This is a genomic window from Mycolicibacterium sp. ND9-15, assembly GCF_035918395.1.
Classification (GTDB): domain Bacteria; phylum Actinomycetota; class Actinomycetes; order Mycobacteriales; family Mycobacteriaceae; genus Mycobacterium.
In genome coordinates this window covers 1,332,948-1,358,711 of sequence record NZ_CP142362.1, presented here as the reverse complement: position 1 = coordinate 1,358,711, position 25,764 = coordinate 1,332,948, and the positions used below count along the sequence as shown (strand labels likewise).

The following is a 25,764-nucleotide window of genomic DNA, read 5'->3' as shown; positions in this document are numbered from 1 at the left end:
GAGCATAAACGCAGACCGGGCTCGGGGCGCGAGAACCGAATGGATGGGCAATGCCTTTCGCTGTCATGGGCGCACAAAGCCGCCGAACATGGAATCCTGGTTGTGATGCGGTACTACTACTCGGCTGACACCATCCGCGCCGCCGAGGCTCCGCTGCTCGCTTCGCTACCCGACGGTGCGCTGATGCGCCGTGCGGCTTACGGCCTGGCCACCGTGATCGCCCGCGAGCTGGTCCTGCTGACCGGCGGCGTGTCGGGCCGGTGGGTCTGTGCGGTGGTGGGCTCAGGCGACAACGGCGGCGACGCGCTGTGGGCGGCGACGTTCCTGCGCCGTCGCGGCGCGGCGGCGACGGCGGTGCTGCTCAACCCGGATCACACCCACCAGAAGGCGTTGGCCGCATTCACCCAGTCGGGTGGCAGGGTCGTCGAAAGCGTCCCAATGGCAACCGATCTCGTGATCGATGGCGTCGTCGGAATCTCGGGCTCCGGGCCACTTCGGCCGAACGCCGCCGAGATCTTCGCCGCCGTCGACGCGGCCGCTGTTCCCGTAGTGGCGGTCGACATCCCCAGCGGCATCGACGTGCACACCGGCTCTACCGATGGCCCATATGTGCACGCAGCGCTGACGGTCACCTTCGGCGGTTTGAAACCCGTTCACGCCCTGGGTGTCTGCGGTCGCATCGAGCTGGTGGACATCGGGCTCGATCTGTCGCCGACCGATGTGCGCGAGTTCGAGGCGGCGGATGTCGCAGCCCGTTGGCCGGCGCCCGGGCCGAAGGACGACAAGTACACCCAGGGTGTCACCGGCGTCCTCGCGGGCTCCGCCACCTACCCCGGCGCCGCCGTGCTGTGCACCGGGGCGGCGGTGGCGGCGACCTCAGGCATGGTGCGGTACGCGGGATCTGCTGAACAGCAGGTTCTTTCGCAGTGGCCGGAGGTGATCGCCGCACCGAACGCGAGCGCATCGGGACGGGTGCAGGCGTGGGCCGTCGGCCCGGGTATCGGAACCGATGACAGCGGTGCGGCCGCGTTGTGGTTCGCGTTGGAGAGCGACCTGCCGGTGATCGTCGACGCCGATGCGTTGACCATCCTCGCCGCGCATCCCGACCTGGCTGCCAATCGCGCCGCGCCGACGGTCCTCACACCGCACGCCGGGGAGTTCGCGCGGTTGGCCGGCGCACCGCCCGGTGACGACCGCGTCGGCGCCACCCGCAAGCTCGCAGACGTCCTCGGCGTCACGGTGTTGTTGAAGGGCAACGTCACCGTCATCGCCGAGCCGGCCGGACCGGTCTATCTCAGTCCGGCGCACCAATCATGGGCCGCCACAGCGGGGTCCGGTGACGTGCTGTCCGGCATCATCGGGGCCCTGCTGGCCGCCGGCCTGCCCGCCGGTGAAGCTGCGGCCGCGGCGGCCTTCGTGCATGCCCGCGCGGCAAACCTGTCCGCGGCCGATCCCGGCCCCCGATCCGCGCCGACCTCCGCGTCGCGCATCCTCGCGCACATCCGTGCCGCAATCGCAAGTCTGTGACCGAAAGGAATGTCATGTCGCCCACGCGCAGTCACGCGCCGCAGGTTGCCCCCGCCTACACCGGACGGCTGGCGATGGCGCCGGTGCCGTCGCTGCGGCTGCCCGACGACGCGATGGATCCCGATGCCGCGTACCGCTTCATCCACGACGAGCTGATGCTCGATGGCAGTTCCCGGCTGAACCTCGCGACGTTCGTCACGACGTGGATGGATCCGCAGGCCGAGAAACTGATGGCCGAGACCTTCGACAAGAACATGATCGACAAGGACGAGTACCCGGCGACAGCAGCGATCGAGCAGCGGTGCGTATGCATGGTGGCCGACCTGTTCCACGCCGAGGGGCTGCGCGACGACGACCCGTCGAGCGCGGTCGGGGTGTCCACGATCGGTTCCAGCGAGGCGGTGATGTTGGCCGGGCTCGCGATGAAGTGGCGGTGGCGTGACCGCGTCGGCCGCGGAAAGAATGAAGCCTGGAAGGGCCGCACGCCGAACCTGGTGATGGGTTCCAACGTTCAGGTCGTCTGGGAGAAGTTCTGCCGCTACTTCGACGTCGAGCCGCGATATCTGCCGATGGCGGAAGACCGCTACGTCATCACGCCCGAGCAGGTGCTCGAGAACATCGACGAAAACACCATCGGTGTGGTGGCGATCCTCGGGACCACCTACACCGGTGAGCTCGAACCGATCGGCGAGATCTGCGCCGCGCTCGACGATCTCGCATCCGGCGGGGGACTGGACATCCCGGTCCACGTCGACGCGGCCAGCGGCGGCTTCGTGGTGCCGTTTCTGCATCCCGACCTCGAGTGGGACTTCCGGCTGCCGCGCGTGGTGTCCATCAATGTCAGCGGCCACAAGTACGGCCTGACCTATCCCGGGATCGGGTTTGTGGTGTGGCGCAGCGGGGAGCACCTTCCCGAGGGCCTGGTCTTCCACGTCAACTATCTGGGCGGTGACATGCCGACCTTCACGCTGAATTTCTCGAGGCCCGGAAACCAGGTGGTGGGACAGTACTACAACTTCTTGCGGCTCGGCCGCGGTGGGTATTCGCAAGTGATGCAGAGTCTTTCGCAGACCGCGCGGTGGCTCGGCGACCAACTTCGCGACAGCAAGCACTTCGAGGTGGTCGCCGACGGATCGGCGATACCGGTGCTCAGCTTCAAGCTCGCGGGCGACTTCGGCTACACGGAGTTCGACGTGTCGCAGGCGCTGCGGGCCTATGGCTGGCAGGTGCCCGCCTACACGATGCCGGAGGGCGCCACCGACGTCACGGTGTTGCGCATCGTGGTGCGGGAGGGTTTCTCGGCGGACCTGGCGCGGGCGCTGTACGACGACATGGCGACGGTGCTGACCCACCTCGACGAACTCAAGCCGCAAGGCCACTTCAACACAGAGCAGCCCTTCGCACACTGACCAGCGTTGACCGTGCGGTGTGATGCGCGTCACCGCCGCCCGTTCTGGGACAATCGACGGCGGTGACATGACATGGAGACGACCGAGCTGACGAGATCGACTCCCATCGCTGAGGCGGTGGTCGACCTCGACGCGATCGCGCACAACGTGCGGGTGCTGCGGGAACACGCGGGTTCGGCACAGGTGATGGCGGTCGTCAAGGCGGACGGCTACGGCCACGGCGCCGTCCCGGCCGCGCATACCGCGCTGGCCGCGGGCGCCACCGAACTGGGTGTTGCCACCGTCGACGAGGCTATGGCGCTGCGCCGGGCAGGCATCACCGCGCCGGTGCTGTCCTGGTTGCACGCGCCCGGCACCGACTTCGCCCCCGCATTGCAGGCCGATGTGCAGTTCGCGGTGTCCTCGCTGCGACAGCTGACCGAAGTCCTCGATGCCACCCGGCGGACCGGGCTTCCCGCGACCCTCACCCTGAAGGTCGACACCGGGCTCAACCGCAATGGCGTCGGCGTGGCGGCCTACCCGCAGGTGCTGGAGGCAGTGCGCCGCGCACACGCCGAACAAGCGATCCGGCTGCGCGGCATCATGAGCCATCTGGTGTCTGCCGACGACCCCGACAACCCGATCAACGACCTGCAGGCGCACCGCCTGATGGCGATGGTCGCGCAGGCCCGCGAACTGGGGCTGCAACCCGAGATCGCCCACCTGGCCAACTCGCCGGCCGTGCTGACCCGGCACGACCTGGCGTTCGACATGGTGCGGCCGGGTGTCGCCGTGTACGGGCTGAACCCGGTGCCGCAGCGTGGCGACATGGGCCTGGTTCCCGCCATGACGCTGAAATGCCAAGTCGCGCTGGTGAAATCGGTACGCGCAGGCGAAGGGGTTTCGTATGGGCACACCTGGGTCGCCGACCAGGACACGACGGTCGCACTGTTGCCGATCGGCTACGCCGACGGGGTCGTCCGCGCGTTGAGTGGGCGCCTGGAGGTGTTGATCAACGGACGGCTACGTCCCGGCGTGGGTCGGATCTGCATGGATCAGTTCGTCGTCAACCTCGGCGCGGCGGCATCCGACGTCCGCGAGGGCGACGAGGCAGTGCTGTTCGGTCCGGGTGCCTCAGGCGAGCCGACCGCCCAGCATTGGGCCGACCTGCTCGACACGATTCACTACGAGGTCGTCACCAGCCCGCGTGGTCGGGTGGTGCGCAGTTATCGAAAGGCGGGTGCACGGTGACCGATACTCCCGACGATGCGCAACGCAAACGGCGGGTCCGTCGCAATCCGGTCAAGCAACTGGCACGCCGTAGCACCAAGAACGCCGCGCAGTTGGCCGAGAACACCATGGCCGCCGACGCCGACTCGGCGGGCCGGAAGGCCAAGAACGCCGGGTTGATGGCGGGGGTGGCCGGTCTGACAGCGGTCGGCACGGCGGCCGGTGTCTCGGCCGCCCGCTCGCTGCGTTACCGCAACTACATCGAAGACGCCTATACCGGTGAGGATTTCGAGCTGCTCAACGCCGACCGCGGCTCGGTGGTGATGACTGTCGACGGGGTGCCGTTGGTCGTGCGCGAGGTGGGACCGGTAACCGCGCCGCTGACCGTGGTGTTCGCTCACGGCTGGTGCATGCGGATGGGGTCGTTTCACTTCCAGCGCGCGCGGTTGGAAGCCGAATGGGGCTCGCAGGTGCGCATGGTGTTCTACGACCAGCGCGGCCACGGCCAGTCCGGGGAAGCGCCGATCGAGACCTACAACGTGACCCAGCTAGGCCGCGATCTGGAGACGATTCTGCAGGTGATGGTGCCGAGCGGCCCGGTGGTGCTGGTCGGGCATTCGATGGGCGGCATGACCGTACTGTCGCAGGCCCGGCAGTTCTCGGAACATTACGGCCCCTGTGTCGTCGGCGCCGCGCTGATCTCCTCGGCCGCCGAAGGTCTGCCCAGGTCTCCGATCGGTGAGATCCTGCAAAACCCGGCGCTGGAAGCGGTCCGGTTCACCGCCCGGTACATGCCGAAGCTGGTGCACCGCACCCGCGCTGCCGGCTGGGCGGGCATCAAGCCGATCCTTCGCGCCGCGTCCTACGGCGACGAGAAGGTAAGCCCAAGTGTCGTCTCGTTCTCCGAGAGGATGATTCACGACACCCCGATCGCGACGCTGGTCGAGTTCCTGCACGCGTTGGAGGTGCACGACGAATCGGCGGCGTTGCCGGTGCTCGCCAAGATCCCGACGCTGGTTGCGTGCGGCGACCGCGATCTGCTCACCCCGGTCGTGCATTCTCAGCAGATGGCCGCGGCCCTGCCCAAGTCCGAGCTGCTGATCGTCCCCGGCGCCGGCCACCTGGTGCAGTTGGAAGAACCCGAGGTGATCAACGATGCACTGGTGCGCCTGGTGGAACGGGCGATGCCGTCCAAGCTCGTCGCGATGACCCGTCGACTGCAGGGCAAGGTCAAGCGGTCCAATGGCTGATGTCCCGGTGCACGCCCGCAGCGGCACCGCCGAGCTGCCCACCGCCGAGGACACCATCGCGTTAGGTGCTGAGCTCGGTGAGCAGTTGCGCGCGGGCGACGTCGTGGTGCTGTCCGGTCCGCTTGGCGCTGGAAAGACCGTGTTGGCCAAGGGAATAGCGCGGGCGATGGACGTCCAGGGTCCGGTCACCTCGCCGACGTTCGTGCTGGCCCGCGTGCACCGGGCACGGCGAGTCGGTACCCCGGCCATGGTGCACGTCGACATGTACCGGCTGCTCGATCACGTCGGCGCCGATCTGCTCGCCGAACTGGATTCGCTGGATCTCGACACCGATCTCGATGACGCGGTCGTCGTCGTGGAATGGGGTGAGGGCCTCGCCGAACGGCTCTCCGACAGCCACCTCGACGTCCGGCTGGAACGGTTGTCCGACAGCGAAGTGCGCACGGCCGTATGGAACTGGAGCACGCCGTGACGCTCGTTCTCGCCATCGACACGGCCACACCGGCCGTCACCGCAGGCATCGTGCGCGTGGACGGACTCGAGGTGTTGGCCGAGCGGGTCACGGTCGACGCACGGGCGCATGCCGAGCAGCTCACGCCGAACACGGTCGGGGCGCTGGCCGATGCCGGGCTCAGCGTCGACGACCTGGACGCGGTCGTCGTCGGCTGTGGGCCCGGGCCGTTCACCGGTCTGCGCGTCGGTATGGCGACCGCTGCCGCGTACGGCCATGCCCTCGGCGTGCCGGTCCACGGCGTCTGCAGCCTGGACGCGATCGGCATCGAAACCGTTGGAGAGGCACTCGTGGTGACCGACGCGCGCCGTCGGGAGGTGTACTGGGCGCGCTATCGCGACGGGGTGCGCGTCGACGGACCCGCCGTCTGCGCACCCGCGGACGTGCCCGCGGGCGCTGCAGCGGTCGCCGGGTCTCCTGAGCACACGGCGCTGTTCGACCTGCCGCGGCAGGCACCGGTCTATCCGACCGCTTCGGGGCTGGTGCATGCGGTCGCTGACTGGACGTCTGAACCGGCTCCGCTGGTGCCGCTGTATCTGCGCCGCCCCGATGCCAAACCGTCGGTTGTGAGCCGGTGAGCATCGAGTACGGGCCGTTGAAGCGCTCCGACGCGGCCAGGTGCGCCGAGTTGGAGGCCCAACTGTTCGACGGTGATGATCCGTGGCCCGAGCGGGCGTTCCTCGCCGAACTCGCCGCCAAGCACATCCGTTATGTCGCGGCACGCGATGCGGACAAGCTCGTCGGTTATGCCGGTATCGCCCGGCTGGGCCGAAAAACACCGTACGAGTATGAGATTCACACGGTCGGGGTGGATCCGGCCTACCAGGGGCAGGGTATCGGCAAACGCATGGTGGCCGAGCTGCTGGACCGCGCTTCGGGCGCCACCGTGTTCCTCGAGGTTCGCACCGACAACGAACCGGCGATCAAGCTCTACGAGAGCTTCGGCTTCGTCAATGTCGGGCTGCGCAAGCGCTACTACCGGGCCAGCGGTGCCGACGCCTATACGATGCGGCGAGACCCGACATGACGATCATCCTGGCCATCGAGAGCTCCTGCGACGAAACCGGCGTCGGCATCGCCGAATTGGGTGCCGACGGGTCGGTGACGTTGCTCGCCGACGAGGTGGCCTCCAGCGTCGACGAACATGTTCGGTTCGGCGGGGTGGTGCCGGAGATCGCGTCACGGGCGCACCTGGAGGCGTTGGGCCCTACGATGCGCCGCGCGCTGCTCGCGGCCGGTGTGGACAAACCGGATATCATCGCGGCGACGATCGGTCCCGGCCTGGCGGGCGCGTTGTTGGTGGGAGTGGCTGCGGCGAAAGCGTATTCGGCGGCGTGGGGAGTGCCGTTCTACGCCGTCAACCACCTCGGCGGGCACCTGGCCGCCGACGTGTACGACCACGGCCCGCTGCCGGAGTGCATCGGGCTGCTGGTGTCGGGCGGGCACACCCATCTGCTGCACGTCCGGTCGCTGGGCGAGCCGATCATCGAGCTCGGCAGCACCGTCGACGACGCCGCGGGCGAGGCTTACGACAAAGTGGCGCGGCTACTGGGCTTGGGCTATCCCGGCGGCAGGGTGCTCGACGACCTGGCCCGCGAGGGCGACCCTGACGTGATCGTGTTCCCCCGCGGGATGACCGGCCCCCGCGATGATCCGTTCGCGTTCAGCTTCTCCGGCCTGAAGACCGCGGTGGCGCGCTACGTAGAGAGTCATCCCGAGGCGTCGACGGCGGACGTGGCGGCCGGATTCCAGGAGGCGGTGGCCGACGTGCTGACGCGCAAGGCGGTGCGCGCGGCCAAGAGCCTGAACGTGTCGACGCTGCTGATTGCCGGCGGGGTGGCGGCGAATTCGCGGCTGCGTGAGTTGGCCCAGGAGCGGTGCGCCGCCAACGGGCTGACCCTGCGGATTCCGCGGCCCCGGCTGTGCACCGACAACGGGGCGATGATCGCGTCGTTCGCCGCGCACCTGATTGCGGCGGGCGCGCCGCCGTCGCCCCTGGACGTGGCAAGCGATCCGGGGTTGCCGGTGGTGCAGGGCCAAGTCGCATGATCTTGTCGCAGCCCGACCTTGAGTGCTAGCACTCTCGTGTATAGAGTGCTAGGTGGCACGCGACCAATCCCTGCGCCGGCACCCGCGACGACGGTGCGTGGGCACGGACGCATGCCGAACACCTGATAACTGAAAGATCCGGAAACCCGGATCGACTACCCGAACTAGTGGAGGGCTCCATCGTGGCGAGCGTGAACATCAAGCCACTCGAGGACAAGATCCTCGTTCAGGCCAACGAGGCCGAGACCACGACCGCTTCCGGTCTGGTCATCCCCGACACCGCCAAGGAAAAGCCGCAGGAAGGCACCGTCGTCGCAGTTGGCCCCGGCCGCTGGGACGACGAGGGCGAGAAGCGCATCCCCCTGGACGTTGCCGAGGGCGACACCGTCATCTACAGCAAGTACGGCGGCACCGAGATCAAGTACAACGGCGAGGAGTACCTGATCCTGTCGGCCCGCGACGTGCTGGCCGTCGTCAACAAGTAAGCACCCGTGTTCCGCCCCGGGAATCCCCGTCTACGCGGGTGATTTCCGGGGCGGCATGCGTCTATAGCGAATTGCATCCCGAGAAAGACACCTATGAGCAAGCAGATTGAGTTCAACGAAACTGCGCGCCGCGCAATGGAAGCCGGTGTGGACAAGCTGGCCGACGCGGTGCGGGTGACCCTGGGCCCGCGTGGCCGCAACGTGGTGCTGGCCAAGTCGTGGGGCGGACCGACCGTCACCAACGACGGCGTCACCATCGCCCGCGAGATCGACCTGGAAGACCCGTTCGAGAACCTGGGTGCGCAGCTGCTGAAGTCGGTCGCCACCAAGACCAACGACGTCACCGGCGACGGCACCACCACCGCGACCGTGCTGGCACAGGCGCTGGTCAAGGGCGGCCTGCGCAACGTCGCCGCCGGCGCCAACCCGATCGCGCTGGGTGCGGGCATCGCGAAGGCCGCCGATGCGGTGTCGGAGGCGCTGTTGGCCTCGGCCACACCAGTGTCGGACAAGAACGGCATCGCCCAGGTCGCGACGGTCTCGTCTCGTGACGAGAAGGTCGGGGAGTTGGTCGGCGAGGCGATGACCAAGGTCGGCACCGACGGCGTCGTGTCCGTCGAGGAGTCGTCGACGCTGGAGACTGCCTTGGAGATCACCGACGGTGTCGGCTTCGACAAGGGTTACATCTCGGCGTACTTCATCACCGACTTCGACTCGCAGGAGGCGGTGCTCGAAGACGCGCTGGTCCTGCTGCACCGCGAGAAGATCAGCTCGCTGCCCGACCTGCTTCCGCTTCTGGAGAAGGTCGCCGAGGCCGGTAAGCCGCTGTTGATCGTCGCCGAGGATGTTGAGGGTGAACCGCTCTCGACGCTCGTGGTCAACGCTATCCGCAAGACGCTGAAGGCCGTCGCGGTCAAGGCACCGTTCTTCGGGGACCGTCGAAAGGCATTCCTCGAGGACCTCGCCGTCGTCACCGGCGCTCAGGTCGTCAACCCGGACGTCGGACTGGTCCTGCGCGAGGTCGGACTCGATGTGCTCGGCGCGGCGCGGCGTGTGGTGGTGGACAAGGACAGCACCACGATCGTCGACGGCGGCGGCACCAAGGAGGCGATCGAGGCGCGAACGGCGCAGCTGCGGGCCGAGATCGAGGCGTCCGATTCCGACTGGGATCGCGAGAAGCTCGAGGAGCGGTTGGCCAAGCTGGCCGGCGGCGTCGCGGTCATTCAGGTCGGCGCGGCCACCGAGACCGACCTGAAGAAGCGCAAGGAAGCCGTCGAGGACGCCGTAGCGGCGGCCAAGGCGGCCGTCGAGGAGGGCATCATCGCCGGTGGTGGTGCGGCCCTGGTCCACGCGCGTGGCGCGCTGGACAAGCTGCGCGACAGCCTGACCGGTGACGAGCGCCTCGGCGTCGAGGTGTTCGACTCCGCGCTCGCTTCGCCGCTGTACTGGATCGCCGCCAACGCGGGTCAGGACGGCGCTGTCGTAGTGAACAAGGTCGCCGAACTACCTGCTGGACAGGGCTTCAACGCGGCCACGCTGACGTACGGCGATCTGGCGGCCGAGGGTGTCGTCGACCCGGTCAAGGTGACGCGGTTGGCGATCCTGAACGCGGCATCGGTGGCCCGCATGGTGCTGACGACCGAGACGGCAGTTGTCGAGAAAGTAAGCCAAGAGGAGGATGACCACGGTCATGGCCACGGCCACCACCACGGTCACGCTCACTAGGTAAAACAGCACCTCAGGGATGCCCTCGGCTATTCAGGCCGAGGGCGTTCCGTCTGTTGCGGAAGTGTCTCACCTGGGCGAGCGCCTATTCGTCGTCCACTTCCGAGGATGCAACTACCTCGATTTCTAGATCGAGCATCTTTGCGACCTCATCGAGGAAGCGAGTGCTCGTGACGAACCACTCGCGGCCTGCTGTCCTGGCCACGCTGCGGTAATGATCTGCAGCCTCCAGCAGTCGGTGGAACTGGCCTTCCACTCCCGCTGACGAGCGGCCTTCTGGGACGCGATAAATCCTCAGCAGGATCGGCTCTTCTGGGAGTGCTGTAGTCCGCACTTGATTCCTGAACCGCCTGATCGGGTCGCTCTCGCTATGTCCGACTTTCATCAGGGTTCGGCCGCTCGCATCGAACCGGTATCTCAGGTAGTGGGGTAGCGCATAGACGTAGATGCCCGGGACGTTCTTGGCCTCTGCCAGTTCGGTCTTGATCTGGGCTTGCTCGTCCTCAACTTTCCGAGCTGCTTCATTATCGGCAACGGTCTGCAACTCGTTCATGTTGTGCTGCAGATACTTGCGGGTTTCTTCTGACCAGTCACCCTCGCGAAGGAGGCGGCGGAAGGTCCTGGCGCTGGCGAGCGCCATAGAAGGCGAGGATGGCAGCTTGCCGTTTGTGAGGGCGTTGAGCGTCTGCGAGTAGTTCCAGACGAAGGTGAAAGTCGAGACCTCAAGTTCCGTGGCGATTTGCTCGGCTGAAAGTCCTTTCTGGAGACCTTCATAGACTGGCCAAAGCCGAGTTGCATCGCGATGTTCAAGGTGGTGCAGGATCTCTGCAGTGACTTCGGGAGTCGGCTCAATGGGGCCTAAGTCACTTGCTCGCGCATCGCTTGCCTCATGCAAAGTTGCCCCAAGGGGATTTCCTGCTGCCGATAATCATTCCCGCGCGACCACCGTGTCATAGAGGCCGTAGTGGCTCAGACCCTCATGGCTGTCGATGCCGGTGTAGGACAGCGATGCGTCTTCGTAGCGGCGGAACGCAAAGACCGCCTGATTCATGTGTGCGCTGTTGAAGACATTTAAGGACACCAGGAGGTTGAAGTCATCAACCGTCAGACCCGTAACCGCTTTGAACAGTTGCGGCTCCAGTGAGGTGAGCCCACTGTAGTGGTCCAGTCGTTGTGGGACTCTGTTGCCCGAGTGTTTGGGCAGGAAGAATCGACGACGACATGGCATCGAACAAGCGCCGGCGGCATACCCCGGATCAGATCATCCGCAAGCTCGCCGAGGGCAACAAGCTGCTCGCATCGGGCCAAGAGCTGGCCGAGGTGTGCCGGCATCTGGAGATCGCGGAATCGACGTGGCATCGCTGGGTGGCCCAGTACGGCGGCATGAAGGCCAACGACGCCAAGCGGCTCAAGGAACTCGAGGCCGAGAACGCCCGGCTCAAGAAACTGGTCGCCAACCAGGCCCTCGACATCGACATGCTCAGGGAGATTTCGGCGGGAAACTTCTGACCCCGAACCGCAAGCGCCGCGCAGCAGCGATGCTGCGTGAGCGGTTCGGGGTCTCTGAGCGCCGCGCGTGCACCGTGGTGGGTCTGCACCGCTCCACGATGCGCCTGGCCCCGCCGTCGATCAGCACCGAGGAGGCCCAGCTGCGGGCGTGGCTGCGTCGGTTCTCCACCGACCGGCCGCGTTGGGGGTGGCGTCGCGCTGCCAAGATGGCCCGCCGCGCGGGTTGGCAGGTCAACAACAAGCGGATCCGCCGGCTGTGGCGCGAGGAGGGGCTTCGGGTGCCGCAGCGGCGCCGCAAGAAGCGGCTGAATGGTATCGGCGTGGCCGTGGGCGCGATGTCGCCTATCCGTCCGAATGTCATCTGGGCGATGGACTTTCAGTTCGACACCACCGCCGATGGCCGCACCCTCAAGATGCTCAACGTCATCGACGAGTTCACCCGCGAGGCCCTGGCGATCGAAGTCGACCGCAGCATCGACGCCGACGGCGTGGTCGCCGTGCTGGACCGCCTCGCCCTGGTACACGGTGCACCGCACTACGTGCGTTTCGACAACGGGCCCGAGTTCGTGGCGCACGCCGTGAGCGATTGGTGCCGATTCAACAGTGCTGGTTCGCTTTTCATCGATCCCGGCTCGCCGTGGCAGAACGCTTTCATCGAGTCGTTCAACGGCCGGCTTCGTGATGAACTGCTCAACTCGTGGCGGTTCGACTCCCTACTGGAAGCCAGGGTGATCATCGAGGACTGGCGTCGTGACTACAACGCCAATCGGCCCCACACCGCCCACGGCGACCTCACCCCGGCCGAGTTTGCCCTACAGTGGGCCACGACCCATCAACCGAAAGTCGCATAACGACTGGACCACCAAACGGGTCCCCCTCACCAGCTTCGTGATGACGTCCTTCAGCGTGTTCTCGCGGAAGTCCGTCAAATACATGAACGCAGGAATACGGGTAGCGAACTTGATCAACTTCTCCTGGATTTGCTTTCGCTTCGACTTGTACTCCTTCTCCTCGGCAGAAAGCTCTTTCTTCTCTGCCGGTGTTATGTCGTCACCCTTACTCTTCTTGGTTTCCTTGACCTTCTCACTCTTGTTGATGACCGTCTCAAACACATCGCTACCGAGCGCCCGGAAACCCTCGATCTTCATAACCGCTTCTATGGCTTGGGGATTGGCAAGAATCTTCCGGAGGGTGTCGTTGTCCACGTTGACGAGTAACGCGGACTCCCACTTGCGCGCTAGGAGAGTCGCGGAGGTACCAGCCATGGCGACGTCAAGTATCGCTCCGGCATCTACCTGCGCCATGTGTGAGCCGTCGTAAGCTAAAACCGGAAGGAAGCTGACCAACTCCTTGACAGCCTCTTCGGGATTGGTTGCTTCCGGAGCAAGACCCGCGCCGTAATCCGCAATCTGCCGAAGCGCGCGTGTAGGCGCGAAGTCGAACACAAAGCACACCGGCTTTAGGACCTCTTCCTCGTTCGGGTCGTTGCCGTTTGGATTTCTGATCGACCAAGGCGACTGAACGCGGAATGCGGCCTGGAAGTAGGTCTCTGGTGAGTTTAGATTCCTAAGCATGAGCATCGAGGACCATTGGGGCACCGTGACCCCGGTTGTCAGCTTGCCGCAAGACAACGTGATCGTCTTAGTGTCATGCCCATTGGCTATTGCTTCCCTCACTGGGGGCAACGCCGCGAGACCAACTCCTGCACTACTTCCTGCGACGGTAAGAACTCTGTAGTCGTGAAAGAAGGTGTTGTGCTTCTCAGCCAACAGGTTCGCCATCGCGTAACAAGAGGCGACAGAAGGAAGGAACCAGAATGAGTGGTTGAGGTAAGGCAGTAGGCGCACATCGGAGTACGGAAACGGGGGCTTCTTCGCGCCAAGTTTGAGGTTGTCCACTTGAGTCGCCGTGTAGGCGCCTCGGATGATGTCAAGCCACTTCTGAACTTCGCTCTTGTACTTAAACTGCGCCGACTCGTTCTCTCCGATCGCTGTGAAGAACTCGTTCAGGTCGAACTCATCGAACTCGCCTTGCATGGCGATCGCCAGTAGTTCGTCGGGCATCTGATACGTCATGAGCCGCATTTCAGGCAATGCTCCGTAGGGATTCCATGCCTGGGGATGCCCCTCGGCCCACTGGCGCTTCGCCCGTTGCTCGTCGGTGTAGGTCCAGTTGAAGATCTGCTCTTCGATGAACTCTCCGGTTGCGAGAGCCTTGAATGGCGTACCCGAAAGGTAGAGGTAGGCCTTCGTAGTGATAGGAAGAAAATCCGCTTCGCGGCCAGCGAGGTCGTCTAACTCTTCATTGAAACCGTCCAGTTCCGGGTTGTACTCGGCAGCCGCCTCTTTCTTAGCTTCAGATTCGTCCTCCCCTTCGAACAGCTCTTTGGCCCGGTCTCGCCATGCTCCGAAGTGGTATTCATCGAATACCACGAGGTCCCAGTTGGTCTCGTGGAGCCAGGCGTTTTTGGCCTTGATGTTGCCCGACTTGTCCTTGCCCAGTAAGTCTTGGAAAGACCCGAAGTACACAATCGGCTTTCGCGGATTTGCAGACGTAGGATTTTTTCCACTCGCCTTCGACAGATACTGCCATCCGTGAAAGTCTGCGTGAGAATCAAGGTCGTTCTGCCAAGCATCCTCGACTGCCGGCTTGAAGGTGACGACCAGTATCTTGTTGGCGCCCAGCTTCTTCGCCAACTGGTACGTAGCAAAAGTCTTGCCGAAGCGCATCTTCGCGTTCCACAAGAATCGCGGCACCGCGTGCATGTCTTCTTTCCAGATCGAGTGGAAGTAGGCATGGGTCTTGTTGACGGCGGCGGCTTGTTCCGGGCGCATCTTGAAGGTCTCGTGATGCGTGCCTGACAGCTCTTGGCCGCTCGAAAGTTCGACAAGCACAGTGAGTACATCAGCGACAGAACACTTCATCCACTCCAGTTGGGGATTGGCGAAGCCCTTCTGCTTCAATCTTGTTCGGACCTGATGATCGGTAAAGACGGACCCATCGTCTCGTTCGGCGGACTCATCGATCTGGATCGTGTAGTTCTTAATCGCCGCGGTCTTGAGCTGTTGGGCTACTCGGGTCTTGACGTCCTGCGTTGTTTGCCCAATCTTCAGTTGGCCCGCATGGTCTTGATCATCGATCGAATAGGCGTAGATCCGAAGGCGAGCCTCAGGTTTTTCAGGCAGTAGTTCTTCGATCGATCTACTCACCCTTAACTCCGCTAGTCTTCGCATCGTCGTGCTCGGCCACTTGCGACTTGATGAACTCAATCTCGTCTGTCGTCAACCCGTAACGCTTGTAGAGCTTTTCATCTGTCCAGTCCTCGTCGTACGGCACATCAGGCACGAATGCATAAACGTCGCGAGTAGCGTGCTGCGTGGACTTCCTCAACGAGACGAGGAATCGGACAAATCTTGTCCGAAGGTAGCTCGCATAGCGATCAGCCTCTGTCTCGGACGGGAATCGCCCTGCAACGAGATACGTTTCCGTGCATGCCGTGCCAGGCCCGGCCACGATAGGCTTGCTGAGAAACTTCGTCTCGACGGCTGCGCTTGTGCCTTGGACAGCCGTCATGAGGACTTTCCAATCGTGGATCCAAGGCTGGTTGATCTGGATCTGTTGGCGTTCTACCCATGTCACCTTTTGGGAACCGTAGAGCTTCACCGGCTCCTTTAGGGCGCTCTCATTCGGCTTACCGTGGAAGTTGGTAGGCAATCCAAATGGCTTGCGGCTTGAAACGCGCTCATCAAGCGTCGGCTCAGACTTCGCTCGCACCTTGTCCAGAATGGAAACGGCATCATTCCAGCGGACAAGGACGTCATAGTCGTCTAGGTATCTGGCAGCCGGTTCGCCAACTGGCTGTCCATCCCACATTGTCTGAATCGTGCAGGGGCCGTCATAGTCGCGATCCCAAAGGAAGTAGGACACTCCTCCACGGATCTTGACTCCCGGAAACCCGTCGTAAAGCTTGGGATAATCGACGAGATTCCTCATGCGTCTGTCAGAAAGTAGTCGCTCCCGGAACTTGTCTAGACCCTTACCGCCCGCGAACCAGCGGGAGGGTGTGATGAAGACGGCGTATCGCGGAGCCAGATCGAGGGCGCGCTCAACGAACTTGTTATAGATCGGCGCGGCGCTGGTTCCGTAGCCACCGTCGTCCAACTGATACGGAGGATTGCCGATTACCACGTCGAACTGCATCTCGTCTCCGAACACCTCTGCCACGAAAGCTTTGGGATTGTCGTTGTGAATGAAGGCGTAGGCGTGCGTTTCAAGGCCTTCGCCGCGGTCAAGCGTCTTTTGACTTGCACCGCAGTACTTGCACTTGCCATTGACGCCCCTGCGAATCGGCTTACCGCTCGAATCTGCGGTGTCCACAAACTCGGTCGCGCCAATCCATGTGTGCTCAACAGGCTCAAACCAAATGTTGCCGGCCTGGGTGGTGAAAGACGGAGCAACGGAATGCTTCCCGTTCGCCAGTTTCGAACAGTAGACGCTCCTTCGAGCGATAAGGCTTGTCAGTGTAGTGATCCCGACACCAAAGATCTGCTTCGTGAGGATGTGATCCACACGCTCTTGGAGGTCGGGGATCTCGTCCTTCAGTCCTTCGATAAGCCGAGAGGCGATCTCTCTCAGGAAGACACCCGACTTAGTGAAAGGATCCAGAAATCTCAAAGATTTCTGTGACCAGATGTCAGCGCCGTCGTGGTCTTGCTGAGGTGAGCCCACTGTAGTGGTCCAGTCGTTGTGGGACTCTGTTGCCCGAGTGTTTGGGCAGGAAGAATCGACGACGACATGGCATCGAACAAGCGCCGGCGGCATACCCCGGATCAGATCATCCGCAAGCTCGCCGAGGGCAACAAGCTGCTCGCATCGGGCCAAGAGCTGGCCGAGGTGTGCCGGCATCTGGAGATCGCGGAATCGACGTGGCATCGCTGGGTGGCCCAGTACGGCGGCATGAAGGCCAACGACGCCAAGCGGCTCAAGGAACTCGAGGCCGAGAACGCCCGGCTCAAGAAACTGGTCGCCAACCAGGCCCTCGACATCGACATGCTCAGGGAGATTTCGGCGGGAAACTTCTGACCCCGAACCGCAAGCGCCGCGCAGCAGCGATGCTGCGTGAGCGGTTCGGGGTCTCTGAGCGCCGCGCGTGCACCGTGGTGGGTCTGCACCGCTCCACGATGCGCCTGGCCCCGCCGTCGATCAGCACCGAGGAGGCCCAGCTGCGGGCGTGGCTGCGTCGGTTCTCCACCGACCGGCCGCGTTGGGGGTGGCGTCGCGCTGCCAAGATGGCCCGCCGCGCGGGTTGGCAGGTCAACAACAAGCGGATCCGCCGGCTGTGGCGCGAGGAGGGGCTTCGGGTGCCGCAGCGGCGCCGCAAGAAGCGGCTGAATGGTATCGGCGTGGCCGTGGGCGCGATGTCGCCTATCCGTCCGAATGTCATCTGGGCGATGGACTTTCAGTTCGACACCACCGCCGATGGCCGCACCCTCAAGATGCTCAACGTCATCGACGAGTTCACCCGCGAGGCCCTGGCGATCGAAGTCGACCGCAGCATCGACGCCGACGGCGTGGTCGCCGTGCTGGACCGCCTCGCCCTGGTACACGGTGCACCGCACTACGTGCGTTTCGACAACGGGCCCGAGTTCGTGGCGCACGCCGTGAGCGATTGGTGCCGATTCAACAGTGCTGGTTCGCTTTTCATCGATCCCGGCTCGCCGTGGCAGAACGCTTTCATCGAGTCGTTCAACGGCCGGCTTCGTGATGAACTGCTCAACTCGTGGCGGTTCGACTCCCTACTGGAAGCCAGGGTGATCATCGAGGACTGGCGTCGTGACTACAACGCCAATCGGCCCCACACCGCCCACGGCGACCTCACCCCGGCCGAGTTTGCCCTACAGTGGGCCACGACCCATCAACCGAAAGTCGCATAACGACTGGACCACCAAACGGGTCCCCCTCATTGCGCCCACGTCTGAGCGACCAGATCTAGCATCTGATTGGCGAGTTCGGGCGGAGTGAAAACTTCATCGTTCGAAAGATTGGCGATGCACTTCAGGACGTCCGGATTGCGGTTCCGGAGACTGAACGCCACTGGCTCACTCAACGAGCTAGACACCCCCCAGCAATGTCGTTCACTGTCAGAGATCCATAATCCCTCGCCGGTGTAAAGATCTCGTGCTTTCCCAGATCGGAAAAAAGCGTGTCTTCTTGCCCAAAAGTTGACATCTGAGTCATGGTGTCGAAGCGGAAATCCCGGCGGTGGTACGCACCCCTCCCGAGGTACGACCATTCGGGAAATGTAATCGGTTTCGGCTCGAGTTCTCGGGTCGTCATAGACAGCGCGTCCCCGTGAACTATGTTCGCGTCGAGCACCTTCAACGCCGCGGCATACCACCGATCTGCGGAATCCAAGCCCAGGTAGCTCGAGATCACATCAAGCAGGTTCTCGCGGCACTCGGCGACGTTGTCCTCCAGGAGTTCGATGCCGTAAATCGACATGAGAGCGAGCAAGGCGTGGTGCCGCTTCTCGAAGTCGCTCTTGCCGTACTGACGATCCACGGTGGCAAGCTTTCGCTTCAGCACCGGAATCAGGAAGTTGCCGGAACCGCAGGCGGGTTCTAGGAAACGCGCGTCAATACGTTCAGACTCTGAGTGCACCAGTTCGAGCATTGCGTCCACCAACGCTGGAGGCGTGAACACCTCTCCATGGTCGGCCACCCGTTCCCTCGACTTCACAAACTCCACGGTATGAGCCTATGACGGAGAGCGGCCCACGGTTGCCAATGCAGTTGCGGGCTGCTCGGGGCCGGGCGTCCGGCGCCCATGATCTGACCGCTTGGGAGCTTAAAAACCCGTACACGATGGCTCGGCCGCATAACCGACCGGTCAGGAGGCGGGGTATGGGGGATACCCCCTGGGGTGCAGCCCGCCAATGTGGACCGCAGAAGGCCTCTCCTAGTCTGCGCCGGTCAGGGCGGACCTGCCTGGCAGAAGCGGCCTGCCACTCTGCCTGCTCTCTGGGCTGTCGTCCCCGACTAGACCGTCTTCCCGACCACGTGCCGTAACTCTCTCCCAGTGCCGCGCGAGTGCCGTACTGGCTCCAGACGCCGAGCCGCGCCGAAGGCCGCCGCCGCGATGGTGGCGATTCGCGTACTCGAAAGTCCCGCGTTACGCGCAGTCGATGGAGGTGGGTTTGGCAGTTAAACCGGTGGAAGAGGAGGAGGGTCGTCGGGATCGATCTCGAAGGCTCCATCGACACTTGGCCGACTCTTGGTACAACTCACGATTATCGCCTCGTAGGCGACCGCACCCACCCGTCCCCGTTCTTCATGCTTGGCGAGCAGTTCCTCGAAGGTCGGATTCCTCTCGTGTTCCTGGAGGATTCGGGCAGCCTCCACATCGCTCATCAGCGTCCTGGTCCAGAGGCGCAGTGCGGTACGCAACGAAGCCATCCGCCGAGCCTGATCCTCCAAACTGATGCCGGCGGCAACCATCTCGGCGTGTAGGGTTTTCATCCGCCGTTCGCCGTGCACGTAGATAATCCGCGTGTCCTTCGATGAGCAGGACGCGGCCGGGTAGTCCGGCAACATCAAGGTGGTTACGGGATGGAACTCCGGATCGATGAGCGAGTGACTCGACATCTCCGCCTCCTGTCACGAGGTGTGCTGAACCGATAGTACCGCAGGTTCGCGGAATCTGAGCACTCAAGGTTCTGCGGTTCCCTATCTCGAGACAGAAGAAAGGGGCGGGATGTACCCGCCCCTTTCCGTATGCCCATCCTGGCGCTAGACGGCCGCCGTCCGCATCTCCTCAGCGGCCTGGAGTAGGCGCTGCTTCTCAGCCTCGATCATCCGATTGATCTCCAGGGGGTCCAGAGATGCACGGATGCCGTCAAGGATGAACTGCCGGGCGAGTTCAGCGATTGATGTATTCCTGAGCTTCGCGATGCTGCTCAGCACCTCATAGTCTTTCGGCTGAAGTCGCAGACTAAAGGTCGTGGTGTTTTTCGTTGGCGTCTCAGCAACTCCTTCTTTGGGGTCATCGAGATGCGGCGACTGCTGCGCGTACCGTGACATGCTGGTTCTCCTCTGACATTGACGGTTTATCGCACTGGCGGTGCTATAAACTAGTGTAGCTGATGAGTGATTTGAACCTTAGCACCTAAGCACACGCGAAGCGCTATAATCAAACCAGTATGGCCAACCTGCGGCTAAGTCGTCACTGCGAGACCCACCAGGGAGCTTGAAGATGACCGGTGCGGAACCCACAGAGGGCAACGAGAGCAAGCCCGTTGATAAACCGATTCTTCTACGTGTAGCTGACCCTCGCCCGGTCGGTCCTGCTTTTGCGGTCCCCGGAGGACAGGTAGGCGGGAGCCACACTATCGACCTAGATTGGTACTACCGGCATGTTTACCTGTTGGCACTTGAGGATCCCGGCGTCTGCGCGGCGTTCGATGCCGCAGCAACTGTGTGCATCGAGGAGTTCATCAAGTCACTGCCTCAGTCTGTACAGCAGCCAGAATGCGAAGACGAGTGAGTCCGACATACTTGCCCCTCGGCCGTCAGGGGCCTCTCCTAACTTGTGACGTTCGTCCCCGTGCGTTGTCGGTTCGCTTTTGGTAACAATGAGTGTGTAGAGCAAGACATTGGGTATCTGAAGCGAGACAATGCGAACACACCAGATGAAGAGGTGTTGGGCATGAGTAAGAGTCAACAAGTGTTGGCCCCGATTGGCTACGACCAGACCGGCCTGCGCGGTCAGCTTGCCCAAGTTCTTGTCGATGAGCCTACTGACGAGATCGACTGGCCAGCCGATCTGCCGCCCGGCACGGAGCTTGTTGTCGTCGTGGATGACACCCCAAACCCGCATCACACCTTGCGGGTCCATCCCGTCGGAGACGCGACAAGAGTGGCGCTGGTGGTCTATGACCAACTGGCACTGGTGCCCAGTGATCGTCCGCGCATGCGAGGGGCCAGCGGACCTGACGGTCCCCCCGCTGGCCTTGAGCGATTAAAGGCGTTTCTCAAGGTCCGTTAGGATCGTCCGACTGCCCTGCAGGTACGTCTTGGACGGCTGATGTTTCAAGACCCGTACGGAATCGGCCGGGCGGATTACCGCCGGGTCCGCAGGGAGTGCAACCGCCTGGGTAGAGGTAGTACAAGAACGAGCGCCGCCAACAAGAAACAGAGCCTCATCCAGCCGCCCACGCAGCGCCTCACCAGGCGCGCCACAACTCGTGACGTACCCCTGTGGCCGTCAGCGTGGCAACCGTCACTGCCTCCCATCCCGAGCACTCACCCATCGAGACCGAGCGGGCCGGCGTCGTAGTCGGCGACCGGCCAGGGGACGGAGTAGCCCCGGTACTCCTTAGCCCGTTCCAGCAACCGCTGCAGCCGCTGACCGCCAAGAACCCTCAACGTGAACTTGCCCGGGTCGCCCTGGCGGACGTTCTCCACGACGTACAAGTAAAAGTCGGGGTTGCGTCGGGCCTCCTCTACCTGCGTCACCTCCATCAGCAAGTCATAACCACGATTGCTTGTGCCGAACGCCTTTACCTCGATGACACGCGGCGGTGACTCGATGTCAGCTGGAGCGCCCTTGAATCGGGTGTCCCTGGGATCGCGCCCCTTGGCGCGCTCAAGTTTGATCACCCATGCGATCGCCGCGTTCTCTACCGCCTTGTTACTTGTGAGTGGAGTCATCAGACAATCCTGGTGCATGAGCACGAACACCAACGTGCAGAAGCCGATCATGAATCGTTGCGTAGTTTCCTGAACAGAGGCCCGTAACGCGCCCTAGCAGCCACGCTGACGGACGTTTGTCCATCTGGGGTACACCCGTGCTGGACAGCCGCCCCTGGCGCCCACAGCGTCAAACTAGAGTCCGCAATCCGTTATTTGACAGCCTGTCTATTGGGATCTAGAGTCCAGATAGACAGACGGTCGGACAAGGGAGTTGGAACCATGGGACATCGCGTCGGGTATCAGCGAGTCAGCACGGTCGATCAGAACACGGCACGCCAGCTCGACGGCGTGCGACTGGACAAGGTGTTCACCGATAAGGCCAGTGGCAAGGACACCAAACGCCCAGAACTGGCACGGGCATTGGAGTACGTCCGCGAGGGGGACACCCTCGTCGTCCACAGCATGGACCGCCTGGCACGCAACCTTGAAGACCTGCGCCGGATCGTCCGAGAACTGACCGGCAAGGGTGTCCGCGTTGAGTTCGTCAAGGAGTCTCTCGCCTTCACGGGCGAGGACTCGGCCATGAACACTCTGCTCCTGTCGATGCTCGGTGCCGTCGCAGAGTTCGAACGGTCGATGATTCTTGAACGTCAACGCGAGGGGATCGCCCTTGCCAAGGCTGCGGGGAAGTACACAGGCCGTAAGGCGGCCCTGACAAGTGCCCAGGCCGCTCAACTGCGTGAGCGGTTGGCGGGTGGCGAGTCGGTTACGGCTCTGGCTCGGGACTACGGAGTCAGCAGGCAAACCGTCTACAACTACGCCGGGTGAGCTACAGGATTCCCAACTGCCTCATCAGTTCGTCTTCTTCCTCTCGTCGCCGACGTTCGTCGTCTTCGTAGATCGCCGGTCCCTCATCCGGCGGTGCGTCTCCTCGTGGCCGGGACCGTTCTTCCTCTATCCGCCCAGCGAGGCGGGCCTTCCTCGCCACCGCTCCCCGGCTGACCGCCAGCCGGTCCGCTACGCCTTCGATCTCAGACGGCAGGCTGTAGCCCCTGTCCTCACGTTCCAACAATCCGGTATCGACGAGGACCGCCAGCGCCTCACGCGCTGCATCGAGACTCATCCCGCCCGCCTTTGCGATCTCACTCGCACGGCGGACGCCAACGCTCACCAAATCGAACACTTGAGAGTGACGGCCCTTTAAGCCGTCACCCGTCCAAACAACATGAAGGGGGTCTACTGATGACTCCCTGGGGGGAGTCATCTCCTTACTAACAACTGTGGTCATTTCCCCCACCACTGGGGCGTACTCCTGGCTCCCGTCTTCGGCAGTCCCAACGGCACACAACCGGCCAGACTTCACCAGCCGCTCCAGGGCGGCGGATACCGTCTTCGGCTCTAAACCTGTCAGGAGCGCCAGCGTTCGCACGCTGGCCACTGTCGTCATGGTCTGGCCATCCCTGCACCGCTGCACTACTGCGAGAAACACCTTCCGGTCCGTGCTGCCGGTCCGGCCCCTCCAGGTCCCGAACCGGCCAGACTGCCACGCCGTCAGCAGAGCTTCCCCGACGTACTTGGATCTCCTGATCAGTGAGCCAGGCGCAGCAGAATCGCCGTACTTCTCCAACGCGCTCTTGACCGCGCTCTGGATCCAACTCTCATCCTCGCCGAGGTAGGCCGCCATGAGCATGTCGGCACCCTCAGCTCCCTTCAACCGGATCACGATTGGAGCAACCTCAGTGAATACATCGTTACGGCTGCCACCGGGAGCGTCGCCGAAACGCTCCACAAGCCTCGCAACCACATCATCGTCGTCCCGACCTTCGTCACGGTCGTCCGCGTCTCCGGTCGATGCTTCGGTGGCTAGGCCGACGATCTCTCCTTTGTCAACAGCGGCCAGGAGGCCCAGGGGAGCCGGTGCCGGCTCAAGGTCGTTGGTCAGTTCGTACTTACGATCCACCCCGTCAGCGCCTGTGACGACGCTGCCGGGGAGCAGTACCGAATGCGGTATGTCAATGCCCGGGCAAAGCCGTCGTCCGCTCAGGCGAACGTCGCTTGGAATCGTAAACAACAGATGCGTGCCGAACCCAGCGGGATGCGGTGTCGATGTGCGAACGGTCCTGGTTTCGGGCAGGTCCGGGAACCGTCTCCGCAAAGCGTCCACGGACCCGCCGTTCTTCGGATCAACGTCCACGATCAGCAACCGGCCAGAACCGTTGATCACTTTGGCGTTACGCATCAGCATTGAGACATTCCGGCGAGTGGCTTCGACCGTCCAACCGCCGCACCCTTTGCGGGTGTTTTTGGTCTTCCCGTAGCCGGGAACAACGACACAACCTCGGTCCAAGTAGAACCGCAAGTATTTCATCGCGGGCATAAAGCGTTCACCCAACCAGTATTCGCACTGACTGCGCCGGAGGGGCCAGCTCGGCGTACGAGCGAGCCGCACGACGGTTCGCACGAAGAACCGGAACTATTCACCGCTGACCTGTTCGGCGATCGGGACATCTGACGCTAGATCGAAAGTTTGTGACCTCTGCCCATCAGGGCTGACCAGCACCACGCCGTCGCCGCTCAACTCCATACCCGCTACGCCGTTCCTCCCCATGGCTTCGAAAACTTCCTGCCATTGAGCCGCTGGTCCGCTGGCGTTCAACTGCTGCGTGAGTGTGCCGAGGTCTCCGAGGTCTACATTGATTCCCTGACGGCCGAACTCGGCTCTCACGTTCATCGTTCGGAGCCAGACATTCCTCGCGGTCACGTCCTGGCGCTCCCACCAGTCGCCGAATCTCTCGCCGGTCGGCCTCCAGGTCCAGCCAGCAGGCGTTACTTCATCGGCGGATAGTTTCTCCTGGCGAGCTACGAGTCCTTCGATCCGGGCCATTAGAGCGTCGTACTGCGGTGTTCCGGCTCGAAAGGCCGGGGTACCGATAAAGCTGGTTACCTCCACCAGTTCGGCGTTGATTTCTTCCAGCTCTGCTGAGTTGTCAGAACCGGAATCCCATACCCGCTCAAGGCGTTCGGACTCACCGAGCAATCCGAGTATCGCGCCCTCTACAAGCAGATCGAGTTCATCTGCGCGGGTGGTTCTATTGCCGCATTTGACGGCTTGAGTCATCGACTTGCATCTATACCGGGGGAACTGGCTATGGCTGCCGCCGTTGAACTTGTAGGCGGGCTTCCCACAGATCCCGCAGTGAAGCACACGCAGCAGCAGCGACGACGAGCGTTCGGTCGGCTCACCGCGCTTGGACCTGCTGTCCAGTTCCACCCGTAGCCGCTCGAATACCTCGCGGGTCAAGATCGGCTCAGCACGGACGATCGGGGAGCCGTCATCACCACGGATCGACTTGCCGTGGGCGTCGGTTACTCGTCCGAGCATCGCCTCACTGAGTAGTGACCGTTTCAGCGGAGTCACGCTCCACGCCGTTCCCTTCGTCGGCCTGCCTTGCCGTTTCAAGGTGTGATCTTTCGGGGTGGGAACGCCCCGACGGGTCAAGTCGTGGGCGATCCGCTGTAGCGGCTCTCCGTCGACCACGCGACGCGCGACCTCGTGAATCACCTGGACCTGTTCGGCATCCTGGACCAAACGCCAAGTCCCATCGATCTTTTCGGGTCGGTATCCCCATGGTGGTTGTGATCCCCGGTACCTGCCCGCCCTGATGTTGTGGCGGGCAGTCGAGGCATTGCGCTCCGAGATGGCCTCCAGCTCCATCTGCGCGACCGTGCCCATCAGCGCGATGACGACACCAGCGAACGGTGTAGTCGTGTCGAAGTGCTGCTCTGTAGCCGACACGAGCGTCTTCCCGTGGTCGTCACACCAATACACAAGCTCTTGCAGGTGGCGCAGCGACCGGGTGAACCTGTCAACTCGGTACGAGATCAGCACGTCGAACTCATCGGTGTGTTCATGGAGCCAGCTCGACAGTTGGGGCCTCTTCTTGCGGTCGAACGGATCGACCGCACCGGACACGTCTAGATCTTCGGCAACGCCGATCTCGTCGTAGCCGCGCTTCGCGATCAGCTCCCGACAGACCGCAAGCTGGCGTTCGGGGGAGGTTGTAGTGTCGGTGACTCGCGAGAGTCGAGTAACGATGAGTGCCCGTTTGACCACTTCAGCCATGGCTTAAATCTAGACCACCGAGACGGCTGTCGTCGACAAGCCCGAGGAGCCGCAGGATGACGGCCATGGCCACGGCCACGGTCATCACCACGGCCACGCGCACTGATCGAAGTCACGAGCAAGACCCCCGCCCGCCAGTGGGGGTCTTCCTCGTTTCTGGGGACTGCGACCCGCCCATTGAAGACGAGGTGCATCAGGGCGAGCCGCAACTTGCCGACGTTGCGTGGAGCAAAACGCATGAAGCGCCCCCTCGAACTGTTAGCTTTGTCCGGGACTTC

The 25,764-nt window shown here is 63.1% G+C and carries 24 protein-coding genes; 14 read left to right on the top strand and 10 right to left on the bottom strand.

Annotation, left to right across the window (positions count from 1 at the left end; translation table 11 throughout):
• Nucleotides 1-105: 105 nt before the first annotated feature.
• The 10 genes from QGN32_RS06615 to groL all read left to right on the top strand — a co-directional run bounded on the left by QGN32_RS06615 (nucleotide 106) and on the right by groL (nucleotide 10,165).
• Nucleotides 106-1,527, top strand: a complete 1,422-nt coding sequence (locus tag QGN32_RS06615; RefSeq protein WP_326547825.1) for an NAD(P)H-hydrate dehydratase — start codon at nucleotides 106-108, stop codon at nucleotides 1,525-1,527.
• A 14-nt stretch (nucleotides 1,528-1,541) separates the two neighbouring features.
• The gene (gad, locus tag QGN32_RS06610; protein ID WP_326547824.1) at nucleotides 1,542-2,936 is read left to right on the top strand and encodes a glutamate decarboxylase; all 1,395 of its coding nucleotides are present in this window, start codon (nucleotides 1,542-1,544) and stop codon (nucleotides 2,934-2,936) included.
• 72 nt (nucleotides 2,937-3,008) lie between these two features.
• Nucleotides 3,009-4,166, top strand: coding sequence for an alanine racemase (alr, locus tag QGN32_RS06605; RefSeq protein ID WP_326547823.1), 1,158 nt, complete (start codon nucleotides 3,009-3,011; stop codon nucleotides 4,164-4,166).
• A gap of 107 nt (nucleotides 4,167-4,273) precedes the next feature.
• Nucleotides 4,274-5,395: an alpha/beta fold hydrolase gene (locus tag QGN32_RS06600; RefSeq protein ID WP_326548966.1), complete on the top strand. Its 1,122-nt coding sequence runs from the start codon at nucleotides 4,274-4,276 to the stop codon at nucleotides 5,393-5,395.
• Nucleotides 5,388-5,867, top strand: coding sequence for a tRNA (adenosine(37)-N6)-threonylcarbamoyltransferase complex ATPase subunit type 1 TsaE (gene tsaE, locus QGN32_RS06595; RefSeq protein WP_326547822.1), 480 nt, complete (start codon nucleotides 5,388-5,390; stop codon nucleotides 5,865-5,867). The genes QGN32_RS06600 and tsaE overlap by 8 nt, the downstream gene beginning before the upstream one ends.
• Nucleotides 5,846-6,484 (top strand): tRNA (adenosine(37)-N6)-threonylcarbamoyltransferase complex dimerization subunit type 1 TsaB, encoded by a 639-nt coding sequence (gene tsaB, locus QGN32_RS06590; protein ID WP_326547821.1) that lies wholly within the window; start codon nucleotides 5,846-5,848, stop codon nucleotides 6,482-6,484. Before tsaE ends, tsaB begins: the two co-directional genes overlap by 22 nt.
• On the top strand, nucleotides 6,481-6,933 hold the full coding sequence (rimI, locus tag QGN32_RS06585) for a ribosomal protein S18-alanine N-acetyltransferase (protein ID WP_326547820.1): 453 nt from the start codon (nucleotides 6,481-6,483) through the stop codon (nucleotides 6,931-6,933). The genes tsaB and rimI overlap by 4 nt, the downstream gene beginning before the upstream one ends.
• Entirely contained in the window at nucleotides 6,930-7,955 is a 1,026-nt protein-coding gene (gene tsaD, locus QGN32_RS06580) for a tRNA (adenosine(37)-N6)-threonylcarbamoyltransferase complex transferase subunit TsaD (RefSeq protein WP_326547819.1), read from the top strand. The genes rimI and tsaD overlap by 4 nt, the downstream gene beginning before the upstream one ends.
• A gap of 182 nt (nucleotides 7,956-8,137) precedes the next feature.
• Nucleotides 8,138-8,440 (top strand): co-chaperone GroES, encoded by a 303-nt coding sequence (groES, locus tag QGN32_RS06575; protein ID WP_069416845.1) that lies wholly within the window; start codon nucleotides 8,138-8,140, stop codon nucleotides 8,438-8,440.
• 93 nt (nucleotides 8,441-8,533) lie between these two features.
• On the top strand, nucleotides 8,534-10,165 hold the full coding sequence (gene groL, locus QGN32_RS06570) for a chaperonin GroEL (RefSeq protein WP_326547818.1): 1,632 nt from the start codon (nucleotides 8,534-8,536) through the stop codon (nucleotides 10,163-10,165).
• Between the two features lie 85 nt (nucleotides 10,166-10,250).
• On the opposite strand, the gene QGN32_RS06565 is transcribed toward groL, so the two are convergent.
• Complete coding sequence (locus tag QGN32_RS06565; protein ID WP_326547817.1) at nucleotides 10,251-11,060, bottom strand: GIY-YIG nuclease family protein; 810 nt, start codon at nucleotides 11,058-11,060, stop codon at nucleotides 10,251-10,253.
• Nucleotides 11,061-11,093: 33 nt separating this feature from the next.
• The gene (locus QGN32_RS06560) at nucleotides 11,094-11,393 is read right to left on the bottom strand and encodes a hypothetical protein (RefSeq protein WP_326547816.1); all 300 of its coding nucleotides are present in this window, start codon (nucleotides 11,391-11,393) and stop codon (nucleotides 11,094-11,096) included.
• Between QGN32_RS06560 and QGN32_RS06555 the strand changes: the two genes are divergently transcribed.
• Nucleotides 11,387-12,525, top strand: a protein-coding gene (locus tag QGN32_RS06555) for an IS3 family transposase (RefSeq protein ID WP_326547813.1) whose coding sequence is annotated in 2 segments (ribosomal slippage) — nucleotides 11,387-11,657 and nucleotides 11,657-12,525 — 1,140 coding nt in all. Because the reading frame shifts where the segments join, the coding sequence is not laid out codon by codon here. The two genes, QGN32_RS06560 and QGN32_RS06555, sit on opposite strands and share 7 nt — an antisense overlap.
• Here the strand turns inward: QGN32_RS06555 and QGN32_RS06550 are convergent.
• Entirely contained in the window at nucleotides 12,487-14,883 is a 2,397-nt protein-coding gene (locus tag QGN32_RS06550; protein WP_326547815.1) for a DEAD/DEAH box helicase family protein, read from the bottom strand. The genes QGN32_RS06555 and QGN32_RS06550 overlap by 39 nt on opposite strands.
• Nucleotides 14,876-16,402, bottom strand: a complete 1,527-nt coding sequence (locus QGN32_RS06545; RefSeq protein ID WP_326547814.1) for an Eco57I restriction-modification methylase domain-containing protein — start codon at nucleotides 16,400-16,402, stop codon at nucleotides 14,876-14,878. The genes QGN32_RS06550 and QGN32_RS06545 overlap by 8 nt, the downstream gene beginning before the upstream one ends.
• A gap of 66 nt (nucleotides 16,403-16,468) precedes the next feature.
• Here QGN32_RS06545 and QGN32_RS06540 point away from each other — a divergent pair.
• A protein-coding gene (locus tag QGN32_RS06540) for an IS3 family transposase (protein WP_326547813.1) occupies nucleotides 16,469-17,607 on the top strand; the annotation gives its coding sequence in 2 pieces (ribosomal slippage) (nucleotides 16,469-16,739 and nucleotides 16,739-17,607; 1,140 coding nt in all).
• Nucleotides 17,608-17,776: 169 nt separating this feature from the next.
• Here QGN32_RS06540 and QGN32_RS06535 read toward each other — a convergent pair.
• The 3 genes from QGN32_RS06535 to QGN32_RS06525 form a co-directional block, all read right to left on the bottom strand.
• Complete coding sequence (locus QGN32_RS06535; protein ID WP_326547812.1) at nucleotides 17,777-18,421, bottom strand: N-6 DNA methylase; 645 nt, start codon at nucleotides 18,419-18,421, stop codon at nucleotides 17,777-17,779.
• 455 nt (nucleotides 18,422-18,876) lie between these two features.
• Nucleotides 18,877-19,317 carry a hypothetical protein gene (locus QGN32_RS06530; protein WP_326547811.1) on the bottom strand — a complete coding sequence of 147 codons (441 nt, stop codon included), beginning with the start codon at nucleotides 19,315-19,317 and terminating at the stop codon, nucleotides 18,877-18,879.
• Nucleotides 19,318-19,461: 144 nt separating this feature from the next.
• On the bottom strand, nucleotides 19,462-19,752 hold the full coding sequence (locus QGN32_RS06525) for a DUF6290 family protein (RefSeq protein ID WP_326547810.1): 291 nt from the start codon (nucleotides 19,750-19,752) through the stop codon (nucleotides 19,462-19,464).
• 625 nt (nucleotides 19,753-20,377) lie between these two features.
• On the opposite strand from QGN32_RS06525, the gene QGN32_RS06520 reads away from it, so the two are divergent.
• Nucleotides 20,378-20,716 (top strand): DUF7161 family protein, encoded by a 339-nt coding sequence (locus QGN32_RS06520; protein ID WP_326547809.1) that lies wholly within the window; start codon nucleotides 20,378-20,380, stop codon nucleotides 20,714-20,716.
• A 257-nt stretch (nucleotides 20,717-20,973) separates the two neighbouring features.
• On the opposite strand, the gene QGN32_RS06515 is transcribed toward QGN32_RS06520, so the two are convergent.
• Entirely contained in the window at nucleotides 20,974-21,381 is a 408-nt protein-coding gene (locus QGN32_RS06515; RefSeq protein ID WP_326547808.1) for a protein NO VEIN domain-containing protein, read from the bottom strand.
• A 261-nt stretch (nucleotides 21,382-21,642) separates the two neighbouring features.
• Between QGN32_RS06515 and QGN32_RS06510 the strand changes: the two genes are divergently transcribed.
• A complete protein-coding gene (locus QGN32_RS06510; protein WP_326547807.1) occupies nucleotides 21,643-22,191 on the top strand; it encodes a recombinase family protein in 549 nt (182 codons plus the stop codon).
• 1 nt (nucleotide 22,192) lies between these two features.
• Here the strand turns inward: QGN32_RS06510 and QGN32_RS06505 are convergent, their stop codons facing one another.
• Nucleotides 22,193-23,740, bottom strand: a complete 1,548-nt coding sequence (locus tag QGN32_RS06505; RefSeq protein ID WP_326547806.1) for a bifunctional DNA primase/polymerase — start codon at nucleotides 23,738-23,740, stop codon at nucleotides 22,193-22,195.
• 96 nt (nucleotides 23,741-23,836) lie between these two features.
• Nucleotides 23,837-25,486 (bottom strand): recombinase family protein, encoded by a 1,650-nt coding sequence (locus QGN32_RS06500; protein WP_326547805.1) that lies wholly within the window; start codon nucleotides 25,484-25,486, stop codon nucleotides 23,837-23,839.
• Between the last annotated feature and the right edge of the window lie 278 nt (nucleotides 25,487-25,764).